The organism is Arthrobacter sp. B0316-1-20 (assembly GCF_059091865.1).
In genome coordinates, this window is the sequence record NZ_JBNHHC010000003.1 from 464,075 (window position 1) to 478,862 (window position 14,788).

Sequence of the window (14,788 nt, forward strand, 5' to 3'; positions counted from 1 at the left end):
GCTCCGGGCCAAGGCGCGGCCAGCCCGTCCGCAGGGCCCGTCTTCGGGCGGCAACCCGCCAGCAGGTAGAATGTCTGCTGGACTTCGCTCCGGGCCGGGCGGACTTTCCGCCCGCGGCCCGCCATCATCGAGGAAAGTGAAACTGTGGCCACGACCAACGACATCAAGAACGGCACCGTGCTGAAGCTGGACGGCCAGCTGTGGAACGTCATTGAGTTCCAGCACGTGAAGCCGGGCAAGGGCGGCGCGTTCGTGCGCACCAAGATCAAGAATGTCGTCAGCGGCAAGATCCAGGACAAGACGTTCAACGCCGGCCTGAAGATCGAGACCGCCACGGTTGACCGCCGCGATTACACCTACCTGTACAAGGACGGCGACGACTTCGTCTTCATGGACGTGCAGGACTACGACCAGGTCACCGTTCCCGGCCCGGTGGTCGGCGACGACGAGAACTTCCTGCTGGAAAACATCAAGGTCAACATCGCCATGCACGACGGCATCCCGCTCTACATCGAGCTGCCCGCCTCCGTGGTCATGGAGATCACGTACACCGAGCCCGGCCTGCAGGGCGACCGTTCCACCGGCGGCACCAAGCCCGCCACCGTGGAGACCGGCTACCAGATCCAGGTTCCGCTGTTCCTGGAGACCGGCACCAAGGTCAAGGTCGACACCCGCACCGGCGACTACCTGGGACGAGTCAACGACTAGTGAGTGCTCCCACTTCTGCCCGCGGCAAAGCCCGCCGCAGGGCCGTCGACGTCCTCTTTGAAGCCGAACAGCGCGGCGTGTCCCCGGCCGATGCGCTGGCCGGTCGCGGCAACACCGACCAGGTGATCAACCCCTACACCGCCCAGATTGTGGAGGGGGTCGCCGCCCTGCAGCCGACCATCGACGAGTTCCTGGCCACCTACGCCCAGGGCTGGACGCTGGAACGGATGCCCGCGGTGGACCGGATTATCCTGCGGGTCGGCTCCTGGGAACTGCTCTACAACGACGACGTCCCCGACGGCGTCGCGGTCAGCGAGGCCGTCGAGCTGGCCAAAACGCTCTCGACCGACGAGTCGCCGTCCTTCGTCAACGGGCTGCTGGGCCGGCTGCAGCAGCTCAAGCCCACGCTCCTGGCCTGACCCGGCCCGCAGCCACCATCCCCACGCGCGACGGCGGGTGCCCGCATTCCGGGCACCCGCCGTCGCCGCGTCCGGCACCTCCGCACCGCGCAGGTGAGCTTGCGCACATCGTCCGCGCATCGCCGTCGCACAGCCGTCACGAACGACAGGAGCGGAGGCGGGCATGGTAATTTTGAGGGCGCAAGCAACCTTTAAATTCCGTCCAGTGAGGCGGGGAAGGAGGCGGCAACAGATGAACACGGACCACCCGGCGCAGCCGGCATCGTCGCGCGTTGTACTTGCCGAAGCGGACATCAACCGCGCATTGACCCGTATCGCCCACGAGATCCTCGAGGCGAACAAAGGCTCCCAGGACCTGGTCCTGCTGGGCATCCCGCGCCGCGGTTACCCGCTGGCCCGGCGGCTGGCCGCCAAGATCGCCGCCGCCGACCCCTCCGTCGCCGCCGACAAAATCATCGGCCAGCTCGACGTGACCATGTTCCGCGACGACCTGCGCCGGCATCCCACGCGTTCGCCGCTGCCCACCCAGCTGCCGGCCGAGGGCATCGACGACAAGGTCGTGGTGCTGGTCGACGACGTGCTCTATTCCGGGCGCACCATCCGCGCCGCCCTGGACGCCCTGGTGGATCTGGGCCGGCCACGGATCGTGCGGCTGGCCGTGCTGGTGGACCGCGGGCACCGCGAACTGCCGATCCGCGCCGACCACGTCGGCAAAAACCTTCCCACCTCTTCCAAGGAAAAGGTCCGGGTCCGGCTGGCCGAGACCGACACCAACAACGGCGCACCGGCGGCCGACGAAGTAGTGATCGAGGACGTCAGCGCATGAAACACCTGCTCTCCACCGCGGACCTGGCCAAGCAGGACGCGGTGCAGATCCTCGACACTGCCGAGGAGATGTCCGCGGTCTCCCAGCGCGAGGTCAAGAAACTGCCCGTGCTGCGCGGCCGAACCGTGGTCAACCTCTTCTTCGAAGACTCCACCCGCACCCGCATTTCCTTCGAAGCCGCCGCCAAGCGGCTCTCGGCCGACGTCATCAACTTCGCGGCCAAGGGATCCTCGGTCTCCAAGGGCGAATCGCTCAAAGACACCGCCCAGACCCTGGAGGCGATGGGCGCGGACGCCGTCGTCATCCGGCATTGGGCCTCCGGGGCGCCGGCGCGGCTGGCCGGCTCGGGCTGGATCGACGCCGCCGTGGTGAACGCCGGCGACGGCACCCACGAACACCCCACCCAGGCGCTGCTGGACGCGTTCACGCTGCGGCGCACCTGGGCCAGGCTCACGGGCACGGCCTCGGCCGGGAGCGACCTCGCTGGCATGAAGGTGGCCATCGTCGGGGACATCCTGCACTCCCGCGTGGCCCGCTCCAACCTGTGGCTGCTGCGCACCCTCGGCGCCGAGGTCACCATGGTCGCCCCGCCGACGCTGCTGCCGGTGGGCAGCCGCCAGTGGCCGTGCACGATCAGCTACGACCTGGACGCCACGCTGGCCGAGGGCACCGACGCCGTCATGATGCTGCGCGTGCAGGGGGAGCGGATGAACGCCGCCTACTTCCCGTCCACGCAGGAGTATTCGCGCCGCTGGGGGTTCGACGACCGCCGCCTGGCGGCGCTGGACGCCTCCGGCCGCGCCGGCACCATCATCATGCACCCCGGCCCGATGAACCGCGGGCTGGAAATTTCCTCGGCGGCCGCCGACTCGCCGCGGTCCACCGTGCTGGACCAGGTACGCAACGGGGTTGCCGTGCGGATGGCCGCGCTCTACCTGTTGCTCTCCGGCGGCACCGAATCCGCCGCCCCCGCTCCCACCGCCACCCAGGAGGCCAAGTGACCGAGTCCAGCGAAACCACCTACCTGATCCGCGGGGCTTCGCTGACCGGCGGCGAGCGTGCCGACCTGCTGCTCCGCGGCGGGAGAATCGCGGAGGCGGGCACCGGCCTGAGCGCGGCCGGCGCCGTCGACATCGATGCCGACGGGCTGATCGCGCTGCCGGGCATGGTGGACCTGCACACACACCTGCGCGAGCCGGGCCGCGAGGACGCGGAGACGGTGGAGACCGGCACCCGGGCCGCGGCCCTGGGCGGCTTCACGGCCGTGCACGCGATGGCCAATTCGACGCCGGTGGCCGACACCGCCGGCGTGGTCGAGCAGGTATACACGCTGGGCCGGACCGCCGGCTGGGCCGATGTCCGCCCGGTGGGCGCCGTGACCGTGGGCCTGGCCGGCGAACGGCTCGCCGAACTCGGCGCGATGGCCGACTCCCGGGCCCGGGTCCGGGTCTTTTCCGACGACGGGATCTGCGTGTCGGACCCGGTGCTGATGCGCCGCGCGCTGGAGTACGTCAAGGCGTTCGACGGCGTGATCGCCCAGCACGCCCAGGAGCCGCGGCTGACCGACGGGGCGCAGATGAACGAGGGAACCGTTTCGGCGGTGCTGGGCATGACCGGTTGGCCGGCCGTCGCGGAGGAGAGCATCATCGCCCGCGACGTGCTGCTGGCCCAGCACGTGGACTCCCGCCTGCACGTCTGCCACGTCTCCACGGCCGGATCGGTGGAGCTCATCCGCTGGGCCAAGGCCCGGGGGATCAAGGTCACGGCCGAGGTCACGCCGCACCACCTGTGGCTGACCGACGAACTGGTCCGCAGCTACGACCCGGTCTACAAGGTCAACCCGCCGCTGCGCACCGACGAGGACGTGCAGGCCCTGCGCGCCGGCCTGGCCGACGGCACCATCGACGTCATCGGCACCGACCACGCGCCGCACCCCTCCGAGGCGAAGGAGTGCGAGTGGGCGCAGGCAGCCATGGGCATGACCGGGCTGGAAACCGCGCTGTCCGTCGTGCAGCACACCATGATCGAATCCGGCCTGATCGGTTGGGCCGACTTCGCCCGGATCACCTCCGCCATGCCGGCCCGGATCGGCCGGCTGTCCGGCCAGGGCCAGCCGCTGGCCGCCGGATCGGCCGCCAACATCACCCTCGTGGACCCCGCGGCCCGCTGGACGGTGGACCCCTCGGTCATGGCCACCAAGGGCAGGAACTCGCCGTTCGCCGGCCGGGAGCTGCCCGGCCGCGTGGTCGCCACGTTCCTCAACGGACACCCCACGGTGCTGGACGGCGCCCTGAACACCCCGGCACGCCCGGCAGGGGAGGCCTGAGATGAACCAGATGCAAGCGGGCCTGGTGATGCTCGCCGTCGCCGTCGTGCTCATGGTGCTGCTGGGCGTCGGCTGGCGCAACCGGGTCAAACGGCAGCGGGACATCGCGCCGCTGCCGCAGGTCCCGGCGGACACAGCCAACCCGACCGGCTACTACGAAGGCATGTACGTGGTCACGACGACGGCGGGGGACTGGCTGGACCGCGTCGCCGTCCACGGCCTCGGCATCCGGACCAAGGCGGCGCTGCGGACCTATCCGCACGGCGTGCTGATCGAGTGGCCCGGCTCCACGGACCTCTACATTCCGGCCGGAAGCATCTCCGACGTCCGCACCGAGAGCGGCATGGTGGGCAAGTTCGTGGAGTCCGAGGGCCTGGCCGTGATCACGTGGAAGCTGGGGGAGCGCGAGGTCGACACGGCCTTCCGCACCCGGCAGGCCGCCGACAAACAACCGCTGCTGGCGCAGCTGCAGACATACCTACCCGCCGTACAGGAAGACTAGGACCTATCGTGAGCGCAGAAACAACTTTCCTCTCCGCACCGGCGCTGCTGGTACTCGAAGACGGCCGGACCTTCCGCGGCCGCAGCTACGGCGCGCAGGGCACCGCGCTGGGCGAGGCGGTCTTTTCCACCGGCATGACCGGCTACCAGGAGACCATCACCGACCCGTCCTACGCCCGCCAGCTGGTGGTGCAGACCGCACCCCACATCGGCAACACCGGCGTGAACGACGACGACGCGGAATCCCGCAAGATCTGGGTAGCCGGCTACGTGGTCCGCGACCCCGCCCGCCGGCCCTCCAACTGGCGCTCCGAGCGCAGCCTGGACGACGAACTGGTCAACCAGGGCATCGTGGGCATCCAGGGAGTGGACACCCGCGCCCTGACCCGCCACCTGCGCGAACGCGGCGCCATGAAGGCCGGCATTTTCTCCGGCGACGCGGCCGCCCGCCCCGCCGCGGAGCTGCTGGCCGAGGTCACCGCGCAGCCGGCAATGGAAGGCGCCCGGCTCGCCGAAGAGGTCAGCGTCACCGAGGCCTACACCGTAGACCCGGCCGACCACGGCTGGGACGGGGAGCCGCGGTTCACCGTCGCCGCCCTCGACCTGGGCATCAAGGCCATGACCCCCGTCCGGTTCGCCGAGCGCGGGATCCGGGTGCACGTGCTGCCCGCCACCGCCAGCTTCGACGACATCCAGGCCCTCGCGCCCGACGGCATGTTCATGTCCAACGGGCCCGGCGACCCCGCCACGGCCGACCGCCAGGTGCTGCTGCTGCGCAAGGTGCTCGACGCCGGCCTGCCGTTCTTCGGCATCTGCTTCGGCAACCAGATCCTGGGCCGCGCCCTGGGCTTCGGCACCTACAAGCTGCGCTACGGCCACCGCGGCATCAACGTGCCGGTCATGGACCGGCGCACCGGAAAGGTCGAAATCACCTCGCAGAACCATGGCTTCGCCGTCGACGCCCCGCTGGACGGGCCCACCCTGGCCCCGGAGGAGCGCTTCGGCCGGGTCGAAGTCAGCCACGTCTGCCTCAACGACGACGTCGTCGAGGGCCTGAACTGCCTGGACATCCCCGCCTTCTCCGTCCAGTACCACCCGGAGGCGGCTGCCGGGCCGCACGATGCGGCGCCCCTGTTCGACCGCTTCACCGACCTGATGAACTCCCGCCGAAACCAGACCGGGACCGCTTCCGAGACCACGAAGGAAAGCAAGTAATGCCCAAGAGAGAAGATCTGAAGTCCGTCCTGGTCATCGGTTCCGGTCCCATCGTGATCGGACAGGCCGCCGAGTTCGACTATTCCGGCACGCAGGCGCTGCGGGTGCTGAAGGAGGAGGGCCTGCGGGTCATCCTGGTCAACTCCAATCCCGCCACGATCATGACGGACCCCGAGTTCGCCGACGCCACCTACGTGGAGCCGATCACCCCGGAGGTGGTCGAAAAGATCATCGCCAAGGAGCGCCCGGACGCCGTGCTGCCCACGCTGGGCGGCCAGACCGCCCTGAACACCGCGATAGCGCTGGACAAGAACGGCGTGCTTGACAAGTACAACGTGGAGCTGATCGGCGCCAACATCGCCGCCATCGAACTCGGCGAAGACCGGGAGAAGTTCAAGGGCGTGGTGGAGCGCTGCGGCGCGGAGTCCGCCAAGTCCGTGATCGTGCACTCGATGGACGAGGCCTTCGCCGCGGCGGAGGAACTGGGCTACCCGATGGTGGTGCGCCCGTCCTTCACCATGGGCGGCCTCGGCTCCGGGATGGCCTACAACGCGGACGACCTGCGCCGGATCGCCGGGGCCGGCATCCAGTACAGTCCCACCAGCGAGGTGCTGCTCGAAGAGAGCATCCTGGGCTGGAAGGAATACGAGCTCGAGATGATGCGCGACAAGAACGACAACGTCGTCGTCGTGTGCTCGATCGAGAACTTCGATCCGGTGGGCGTGCATACCGGCGACTCCATTACGGTCGCCCCCGCCATGACGCTGACCGACCGCGAGTTCCAGAAGCTGCGCGACATCTCCATCGCGGTGATCCGCGAAGTCGGCGTCGACACCGGCGGCTGCAACATCCAGTTCGCCATCGAACCGGACACCGGCCGCGTCGTCGTGATCGAGATGAACCCGCGCGTCTCCCGGTCCTCCGCGCTGGCCTCCAAGGCCACCGGTTTCGCGATCGCCAAGATCGCCACCAAGCTGTCGCTCGGGTACACGCTGGACGAGATCCCCAACGACATCACCCAGCAGACCCCGGCCGCCTTCGAACCGACGCTGGACTACGTCGTCGTCAAGGTTCCGCGTTTCGCGTTCGAGAAGTTCCCGGCCGCCGACCCGACGCTGACCACCACCATGAAGTCCGTCGGCGAGGCGATGGCCATCGGCCGCAACTTCACCGAGGCGCTGCAGAAGGCGCTGCGGTCGCTGGAGCAGAAGGGGTCGCAGCTCGAGTTCGACCCGGTCAACGACTATGACGTGCCCGAACTGCTGGCCAAGTCCAGGGTCGGGTCCACCGAGCGGCTCTCGATGGTGCAGCGCGCGCTGCTCGGCGGTGCCACCGTCGAGCAGGTCTTTGAAGCCACGGCGATCGACCCGTGGTTCCTGGACCAGCTGCAGCTGATCAACGAGGTGGCCACCGAAATCCGCCGCGCGCCGGCGCTGACCGAGGACATCCTGCGGCTGGCCAAGCGGCACGGCTTCTCCGATGAGCAGATCGGCAAGCTCAGCCACACCAGCGAGGCAGTGGTCCGCGGGGTCCGTCACGCGCTGGGCATCCGTCCGGTGTTCAAGACGGTGGACACCTGCGCCGCCGAATTCGCCGCCTACACCCCGTACCACTACTCGTCCTACGACGAGGAGGACGAGGTCGAGCTGCACGCGAAGCCGTCGGTGATCATCCTCGGTTCCGGCCCCAACCGGATCGGCCAGGGCATCGAGTTCGACTACTCCTGCGTCCATGCCACCATGGCGCTGCGCAAGGCCGGGCACGAGACGGTCATGATCAACTGCAACCCGGAGACCGTCTCCACCGACTACGACATCTCCAACCGCCTGTACTTCGAGCCGCTCACGCTCGAGGACGTGCTGGAGGTCATCGCGGCGGAGGAGCGCACCGGCGGCGTGCTCGGCGTGTTCGTGCAGCTGGGCGGCCAGACCCCGCTGAAGCTGGCGCAGGCGCTGGCGGACGCCGGCATCCCGATCCTGGGCACCTCGCCGGAGGCCATCGACCTGGCCGAGCACCGCGGCGCCTTCCAGCGGGTGCTGGATTCGGCCGGGCTGGTAGCACCGAAGAACGGCACGGCGGTTTCCTTCGAGGAAGCGAAGAAGATCGCCGACGAGATCGGCTACCCCGTGCTGGTCCGCCCGTCGTACGTGCTGGGCGGGCGCGGCATGGAGATCGTCTACGACGAGGCCAACCTGTCGCGCTACATCGCCAACGCCACCGAGATCACGCCGGACCATCCGGTGCTGGTGGACCGCTTCCTGGAAGACGCCATCGAGATCGACGTCGACGCCCTCTACGACGGCAAGGACCTCTACGTCGGCGGCATCATGGAACACATCGAGGAGGCCGGGATCCACTCCGGCGACTCCGCCTGCGTACTGCCGCCGATCACCCTGGGCGCCGACGTGCTGGACCGGGTGCGCAAGGCCACCGCCGCCATCGCCGAGGGCGTGGGGGTGCGCGGCCTGATCAACATCCAGTTCGCGCTGGCCGCCGACGTGCTCTACGTGATCGAGGCCAACCCGCGCGCTTCCCGCACCGTCCCGTTCGTGTCCAAGGCCACCGGCGTGCAGTTGGCCAAGGCCGCGGCGCTGATCGGCACCGGCGTGGACATCGACATGCTGCGCAGCGTCTACAAGGTGCTGCCCGAGACCGGCGACGGTTCCCGGCTGCCGCTGGAGGCACCGGTGGCGGTGAAGGAAGCGGTGCTCCCGTTCAGCCGCTTCCGCACGCCGGAGGGCACCGTGGTCGACTCGCTGCTGGGGCCGGAAATGCGCTCCACCGGCGAGGTGATGGGCATCGACAAGTACTTCGACACGGCGTTCGCCAAGAGCCAGGCCGCGGCCGGCAGCGCCCTGCCCACGTCCGGCAAGGTGTTCGTCTCGGTGGCCAACCGCGACAAGCGCTCCATCATCATGCCGGTGAAGCTGCTGGTGGACCTGGGCTTCGAAATCCTCTCCACCGGCGGCACGGCGGAGGTGCTGCGCCGCAACGGCATCCAGTCCACCACGGTGCGGAAGGTCGCCGAGGGACGGTCCGACGACGGCGAGGGCACCATCGTCGACCTGATCACCGAAGGCCAGATCGGACTCGTGCTCAACACCCCCTCGGGCGGCCAGGCCCGCGGCGACGGCTACGAGATCCGCGCGGCGGCGACGTCGGTGGGCACGCCGATCATCACCACTGTGTCCGAGTTCGGCGCCGCCATCCAGGCCATCGAAGCGATGCGCCAGTACGAGTGGGACGTCACCAGCCTGCAGGAGCACGCGGAGAACCTGAAGGCCGCCTTCCATGCCTGAGCCGCACGCCCGGCCGCAGCGCGCCACCTTCGGGCAGCGGCTGCGGGCGGCGATGGAGGCCCGCGGGCCGCTGTGCGTGGGGATCGACCCGCATCCGTCGCTGCTCTCCGCCTGGGGACTGAACGACGACGCCGGAGGGCTGGAACGCTTTTCCCTCACCGTGTTGGACGCGGTGGGGGAGCAGGCCGCCGCCCTCAAGCCCCAGGTGGCCCTGTATGAACGGCACGGTTCCGCCGGCCTGGCGGTGCTGGAGAAGCTGCTGGCGGCCGCGGCCCAGACCCGTGCCCTGACCATCGCCGACGCCAAGCGCGGCGACATCGGCTCCACCATGGCCGCCTACGCCGACGCGTGGCTGCGCGACGGCTCGGCGCTGGCGGCCGACGCCGTGACGCTCAGCCCCTACCTCGGGTACGAATCGCTGCGGCCGGCGCTGGACCTGGCGTCGGCAACCGGCCGCGGGGTGTTCGTGCTCGCGCTGACCTCCAACCCGGAGGGCGCCAGCGTGCAGCACGTCGGCGGCGCCGAGTCCGTGGCCGCCCGGATCGCGGAAGCGGCCGCGGCGGACAACGCCGAGGCCGGGCGCGCCGGGGAGCTGGGCTCCGTGGGCCTGGTGGTCGGCGCCACGGTCCGGGCCGAGGTGATGGAACGGCTCGGGCTGGACCTCGCCGCGGTCAACGGGCCGTTGCTGGCCCCGGGGCTGGGCGCCCAGGGCGCCACCGGGGCGGATATTGCGGCGGCCTTCGGCTCCGCCGTCGGGAATGTCCTGGCCACCTCCAGCCGGGACATCCTCCGGGCGGGCCCGGACACCGCCGGCTTGCGCGCCGCCGCGGACCGCACCCTGGCCGGCCTGGCGGGCCTCTCGGGTTGAGCAGCCGGCCGGGCAGGCGGGGCCTGGGGCGGCCGGCAGCCGGCTGCCCGGTCCACGCCTCCTGCGCCGGGCAGCGGCCCTTCAGCCGCGGTGTTGCCGTTCTGGTAAGTTCAATTCATGCCCAATATGCCCGCCCGGCATCTTGTCCGACGGGCCGGATTGTCTGGAGGAGCTGTGGGTCTTCGACCGCTGACGGAGAGCGAACGCACCACCGCCCGGCTGAAAGCGACGGCCGCCCGGGTCGAGCGCGCGGAAATCAAGGCCAAAGTGAAATCCGGCGCCATGACCGTCGCCGAGGTAATCGAGGCGGCCGGGTCAATGGAATCGGTCGGCCGGCTGCGCGTGGCCGACCTGCTCGAATCCTTGCCGGGCATCGGACCGGTCCGCGCCGCCGCCATCATGGAGGCGGTCCGCATTGCGCCCAGCCGCCGGCTGCGCGGGCTCGGCATCCACCAGCGGCGAGCCCTGATAGACCACTTGGAATCCCAGTAACAGATGGAAGATATGTCCGACAAACCCCGCCTGACCGTTCTCGCCGGCCCCACCGCCGTCGGCAAGGGCACCGTTTCCACCTATATCCGCGACAACTACCCCGACGTCTGGCTTTCCGTATCCGCCACCACCCGGGAACCGCGGCCCGGTGAGCAGGACGGCGTCCATTACTTTTTCGTCGGCCCCGAAGAGTTCGACCGCCTGGTGGCGGCCGGCGACATGCTGGAATGGGCCCTGGTGCACGGCCGGAACCGCTACGGCACGCTGCGGCGCACCGTCGAAGAGGCCATGGCAGACGGAAAGTCCGTGCTCTTGGAGATCGACCTGCAGGGCGCCCGGCAGGTCAAACAGTCCATGCCCGATGCCACGTTCGTGTTTCTGGCCCCGCCCAGCTGGGAGGAAATGGTCCGCCGGCTGGTGGGGCGCGGCACGGAAACACCCGAGGAACAGCAGCGCCGGCTGGAAACCGCTAAACTGGAACTTGCTGCCGAGCCAGAGTTCGATTTCACCGTCGTGAATGACGATGTCAAGCGGGCGGCAGACGAGCTCGTTTCATTGATGGGACTTGTTCCGCACCCGCGCTGAGCGGGCCCCGAAGAACACGTCCCGGAACCCATTGGAGATTTTGTGTCGACCAACCTCGAAGGCATCATCAACCCGCCGATCGACTCCCTGCTGGAAGCAACGGATTCGAAGTACGCGCTGGTGATTTACGGTGCCAAGCGTGCCCGCCAGATCAACGCCTACTACTCGCAGCTGCACGAAGGCCTGTTCGAGTATGTCGGCCCGCTGGTGGACACGAAGCTGAACGAGAAGCCGCTGTCCATCGCACTGCGCGAAATCAACGAGGGCCTGCTGGTCAGCAAGCCCGTCGAAAAGGTTGCAGAGTAACCAGCGTCTAACACCGGGGCAGGCATGCGGATCATTTTGGGCGTAGGCGGCGGGATCGCCGCCTACAAGTCGGCATCCCTGCTTCGGTTGTTTAAGGAAGCCGGCCACGAGGTGACGGTGATCCCGACCGACGCCGCCGAGAAGTTCGTTGGCCGCGCCACGTGGGAGGCCCTCTCCGGCAACCCGGTGAGCAACAGCGTGTTCGATGCCGTCGAGTCGGTCAACCACGTCCGCCTCGGCCGGGAAGCCGACCTCGTGGTGGTATGCCCGGCCACAGCGGACCTGTTGGCGCGCGCCGCCGCCGGCCTGGCCGGCGACCTGCTCACCAACACCCTGTTGGTGGCCACCGCGCCGGTGGTCTTTGTGCCGGCCATGCACACCGAAATGTGGCAGCACCCGGCCACCGTGGCGAACGTGGCAACGCTGCGCGGCCGCGGCATCACGGTGATGGACCCGGCCATCGGGCGGCTCACCGGCAAGGACACCGGCCCCGGCCGGCTGCCCGAACCGGCGGACATCTACGACTTCATCACCGCAGCCCTCGCAGACGGGACTTTGCAACCGCGGACGACGGCGGAGGCCGGCTGGCCGGCGGATGCGTCCGCCCCCGCCCTCGCGGCTCCGGAACCCGGTCCGCTGGCCGGCAAGCGGGTCCTGGTCACCGCCGGCGGTACCCGCGAACCGCTGGACCCCGTACGCTTCCTGGGCAACCGGTCCTCCGGCAAGCAGGGCGTGGCACTGGCCCGCGCCGCTGCGGCCGCGGGAGCGGAGGTTGAACTGATCGCCGCCCACCTTGAGGTGGATATCCCGGACGGGATCAAGTCCAGCTCGGTGGAAACCGCCCTGGACCTGCGCGAGGCGACGCTCGAAGCGGCGGCGCGCTCCGACGTCGTCATCATGGCAGCCGCCGTGGCGGATTTTCGTCCGGCTGAAGTGACCGACACCAAGATCAAGAAGCGCGACGACGCCGACGACCCCGTGATCACGCTGGTGCGGAACCCGGACATCCTGGTGGAGGTCGTGCAGCAGCGCGGCTCCGGCGAGGTGCCGCTGATTATCGGTTTCGCCGCGGAAACCGGCGACGACCGCGGCGACGTGCTCGACTACGCGCGCAGCAAGCTCGAGCGAAAGGGCTGCGACCTGCTGGTGCTCAACCGCGTGGGCCGCGACCTGGTGTTCGGGCAGGATGACACCGAGATCACGGTGCTCGCACGCAGCGGCGTCGAACCGCAGACCCACCGCGGCAGCAAAGACAGCGCGGCCGCGGTGGTCGTCGAGCGCATCACCGCCGAACTCTCCCGCTGACACTGCACGCGGGCGCTTCCGGCCGGCCGCGAAAACCAGGCCGCCCGTGACCCCCTGTGTACTACCGTTTCGCTCCATGACCCGGCCTTTCGAGGCCGCGCCAACCGTTCCGTGGCGGTCCTCGCCAGCAAGTAAGGTATGTCTGTGACTTCTTCTGACAGCAATCTGCGGCTCTTCACGTCCGAGTCCGTGACCGAAGGCCATCCGGACAAGATCTGTGACCAGATTTCCGACGCCATTCTCGACGCGCTGCTGCGCGAGGATCCCGAGTCGCGGGTAGCCGTAGAGACGCTGACGACGACCGGCCTGGTCCACGTGGCCGGCGAGGTCACCACGAAGGGCTATGTGGAGATCCCCCAGATTGTCCGCGACACCATCCTGGAGATCGGATACAACTCCTCGGATAAGGGGTTTGACGGCGAGCGTTGCGGCGTGTCGGTTTCGATCGGGCAGCAGTCGCCGGAGATTGCCTCCGGGGTCTTTAATTCGTTCGAAACCCGCGAGGGGACCGGCATCGATGCGCGCGATGCCCAGGGTGCCGGTGACCAGGGCATCATGTTCGGCTATGCCAGCGACGAGACCGACGTCTTGATGCCCGCACCGATCTGGCTCGCGCACCGGCTGTCCGAGCGTTTGACCGAGGTGCGGAAGGACGGGACGCTTCCGTATCTGCGGCCCGACGGCAAGACGCAGGTGACCATCGGTTATGACGGCGACAAGCCGGTGTCGGTTAACTCGGTCGTGATTTCCAGCCAGCATGAAGGCGGCGTGGACCTCGACCACCTGCGTGCTGACCTCGCCTCGCGCGTGATCGAGCCGGTGCTGGCGGCCAGCTCACTGGACGCCACCAACGTGCGCTACATCCTCAATCCGGGCGGCGACTTCGTGATCGGCGGGCCGGTGGGCGACGCCGGGCTGACCGGACGCAAAATCATCGTGGATACCTACGGCGGCATGGCCCGTCACGGCGGCGGCGCATTTTCCGGCAAGGATCCGTCCAAGGTTGACCGTTCCGCTGCCTATGCCATGCGCTGGGTGGCCAAGAACGTGGTCGCCGCGGGACTGGCCCGGCGCGCCGAGATCCAGATCGCGTACGCCATCGGGATGGCGCGGCCGGTCGGCATCTACGTCGAAACCTTCGGAACCGAGACCGTTGACCCGGCGCGTATCGCCCAGGCGATCGAGGAAGTCTTCGACCTGCGTCCGCTGGGCATCATCGACGACCTGCAGCTCAAGCGGCCCATCTACAAGCAGACCGCGGCGCACGGCCATTTCGGCCGCGAACATCCCGACTTCACCTGGGAGCGGACCGACCGGGCCGACGCGCTGCGCAGCTACTTCAACGCCTGAGCCTGATGGGCTCTGATCCGCACCAGCTGAGCCTGCTGCAGGGCTTCGGTGCCCCCAAGCAGGCGCCGGGTACCTCGCCGGCGGCGGCGACCGACCCGGTGGCGCAGGTGCTGATCGAAACGCCGCTGCCACATCTGGACCGGATCTTCGATTACCTGGTGCCGGAGAATCTGGACGACGACGCTGTTCCCGGCGCGCGGGTCAAGGCCCGCTTCGGCGGCCAGGAAATGAGCGGGTACATCACCCGCCGCACGTCGGAGGTTCCGGAAGGGGTCAAGCTTGCCCCGTTGGCCAAAGTGGTTTCCGCGCAGCCGGTGCTGACCGAAGAACTGCTCCGGCTGGCCACGTCCGTGGCCGAGCGTTACGCAGGCAACGTCAGCGACGTACTGCGCGCCGCCATCCCGCCGCGCGTCGCCAAGGTGGATAAGGAATTCGCCGCCCGCGAGGCGGGCCAGTCGGCTGACCCGGCACCTCCGGCTAGCACCGCGCCTTCGGCTGACCCGGCACCTCCGGCTAGCACCGCGCCTTCGGCTGACCCGGCACCTCCGGCTAGCACCGCGCCTTCGGCTGACCCGGCACCTCCGGCTA

The 14,788-nt window shown here is 69.0% G+C and carries 15 protein-coding genes; all 15 read left to right on the forward strand.

The genetic code is table 11. The features are described 5' to 3' along the window. The first annotated feature begins 144 nt into the window (after window positions 1–144). Window positions 145–708 (forward strand): elongation factor P, encoded by a 564-nt coding sequence (gene efp, locus AC5RW2_RS07340; RefSeq protein ID WP_493977527.1) that lies wholly within the window; start codon window positions 145–147, stop codon window positions 706–708. Continuing rightward, the gene (nusB, locus tag AC5RW2_RS07345) at window positions 708–1,127 is read left to right on the forward strand and encodes a transcription antitermination factor NusB (protein WP_493999804.1); all 420 of its coding nucleotides are present in this window, start codon (window positions 708–710) and stop codon (window positions 1,125–1,127) included. The genes efp and nusB overlap by 1 nt, the downstream gene beginning before the upstream one ends. A gap of 232 nt (window positions 1,128–1,359) precedes the next feature. Then, window positions 1,360–1,953, forward strand: a complete 594-nt coding sequence (gene pyrR, locus AC5RW2_RS07350; protein WP_493999803.1) for a bifunctional pyr operon transcriptional regulator/uracil phosphoribosyltransferase PyrR — start codon at window positions 1,360–1,362, stop codon at window positions 1,951–1,953. Further along, window positions 1,950–2,954, forward strand: coding sequence for an aspartate carbamoyltransferase catalytic subunit (locus AC5RW2_RS07355; protein WP_493999802.1), 1,005 nt, complete (start codon window positions 1,950–1,952; stop codon window positions 2,952–2,954). The genes pyrR and AC5RW2_RS07355 overlap by 4 nt, the downstream gene beginning before the upstream one ends. After that, the gene (locus AC5RW2_RS07360; protein WP_494073873.1) at window positions 2,951–4,279 is read left to right on the forward strand and encodes a dihydroorotase; all 1,329 of its coding nucleotides are present in this window, start codon (window positions 2,951–2,953) and stop codon (window positions 4,277–4,279) included. Before AC5RW2_RS07355 ends, AC5RW2_RS07360 begins: the two co-directional genes overlap by 4 nt. Window position 4,280: 1 nt before the next feature. Continuing rightward, window positions 4,281–4,781 (forward strand): PH-like domain-containing protein, encoded by a 501-nt coding sequence (locus tag AC5RW2_RS07365; protein WP_494073874.1) that lies wholly within the window; start codon window positions 4,281–4,283, stop codon window positions 4,779–4,781. 8 nt (window positions 4,782–4,789) lie between these two features. Continuing rightward, window positions 4,790–5,995, forward strand: a complete 1,206-nt coding sequence (gene carA, locus AC5RW2_RS07370; RefSeq protein ID WP_494073875.1) for a glutamine-hydrolyzing carbamoyl-phosphate synthase small subunit — start codon at window positions 4,790–4,792, stop codon at window positions 5,993–5,995. After that, the gene (gene carB / locus AC5RW2_RS07375) at window positions 5,995–9,294 is read left to right on the forward strand and encodes a carbamoyl-phosphate synthase large subunit (RefSeq protein ID WP_494073876.1); all 3,300 of its coding nucleotides are present in this window, start codon (window positions 5,995–5,997) and stop codon (window positions 9,292–9,294) included. Before carA ends, carB begins: the two co-directional genes overlap by 1 nt. Next, on the forward strand, window positions 9,287–10,162 hold the full coding sequence (gene pyrF / locus AC5RW2_RS07380) for an orotidine-5'-phosphate decarboxylase (protein WP_494073877.1): 876 nt from the start codon (window positions 9,287–9,289) through the stop codon (window positions 10,160–10,162). The genes carB and pyrF overlap by 8 nt, the downstream gene beginning before the upstream one ends. 174 nt (window positions 10,163–10,336) lie before the next feature. Beyond that, entirely contained in the window at window positions 10,337–10,654 is a 318-nt protein-coding gene (mihF, locus tag AC5RW2_RS07385) for an integration host factor, actinobacterial type (RefSeq protein ID WP_493999796.1), read from the forward strand. A gap of 12 nt (window positions 10,655–10,666) precedes the next feature. After that, complete coding sequence (gene gmk / locus AC5RW2_RS07390; RefSeq protein ID WP_493999795.1) at window positions 10,667–11,239, forward strand: guanylate kinase; 573 nt, start codon at window positions 10,667–10,669, stop codon at window positions 11,237–11,239. Between the two features lie 42 nt (window positions 11,240–11,281). Next, entirely contained in the window at window positions 11,282–11,545 is a 264-nt protein-coding gene (gene rpoZ, locus AC5RW2_RS07395) for a DNA-directed RNA polymerase subunit omega (RefSeq protein WP_493999794.1), read from the forward strand. Window positions 11,546–11,569: 24 nt separating this feature from the next. Beyond that, window positions 11,570–12,850, forward strand: coding sequence for a bifunctional phosphopantothenoylcysteine decarboxylase/phosphopantothenate synthase (locus AC5RW2_RS07400; protein ID WP_494073878.1), 1,281 nt, complete (start codon window positions 11,570–11,572; stop codon window positions 12,848–12,850). 144 nt (window positions 12,851–12,994) lie between these two features. Continuing rightward, window positions 12,995–14,200, forward strand: coding sequence for a methionine adenosyltransferase (gene metK, locus AC5RW2_RS07405; protein WP_494023035.1), 1,206 nt, complete (start codon window positions 12,995–12,997; stop codon window positions 14,198–14,200). Between the two features lie 5 nt (window positions 14,201–14,205). Beyond that, a partial coding sequence (locus AC5RW2_RS07410; protein ID WP_494073879.1) for a primosomal protein N' family DNA-binding protein occupies window positions 14,206–14,788 on the forward strand: 583 nt, incomplete at its 3' end.

Bases quoted from the DNA above. Each gene is read 5' to 3' on its own strand.
- AC5RW2_RS07355 (WP_493999802.1), top strand. From the start codon at position 1,950: ATGAAACACCTGCTCTCCACCGCGGACCTGGCCAAGCAGGACGCGGTG.
- pyrF (WP_494073877.1), top strand. From the start codon at position 9,287: ATGCCTGAGCCGCACGCCCGGCCGCAGCGCGCCACCTTCGGGCAGCGG.
- carB (WP_494073876.1), top strand. From the start codon at position 5,995: ATGCCCAAGAGAGAAGATCTGAAGTCCGTCCTGGTCATCGGTTCCGGT.
- AC5RW2_RS07400 (WP_494073878.1), top strand. From the start codon at position 11,570: ATGCGGATCATTTTGGGCGTAGGCGGCGGGATCGCCGCCTACAAGTCG.
- AC5RW2_RS07365 (WP_494073874.1), top strand. From the start codon at position 4,281: ATGAACCAGATGCAAGCGGGCCTGGTGATGCTCGCCGTCGCCGTCGTG.
- gmk (WP_493999795.1), top strand. From the start codon at position 10,667: ATGTCCGACAAACCCCGCCTGACCGTTCTCGCCGGCCCCACCGCCGTC.
- pyrR (WP_493999803.1), top strand. From the start codon at position 1,360: ATGAACACGGACCACCCGGCGCAGCCGGCATCGTCGCGCGTTGTACTT.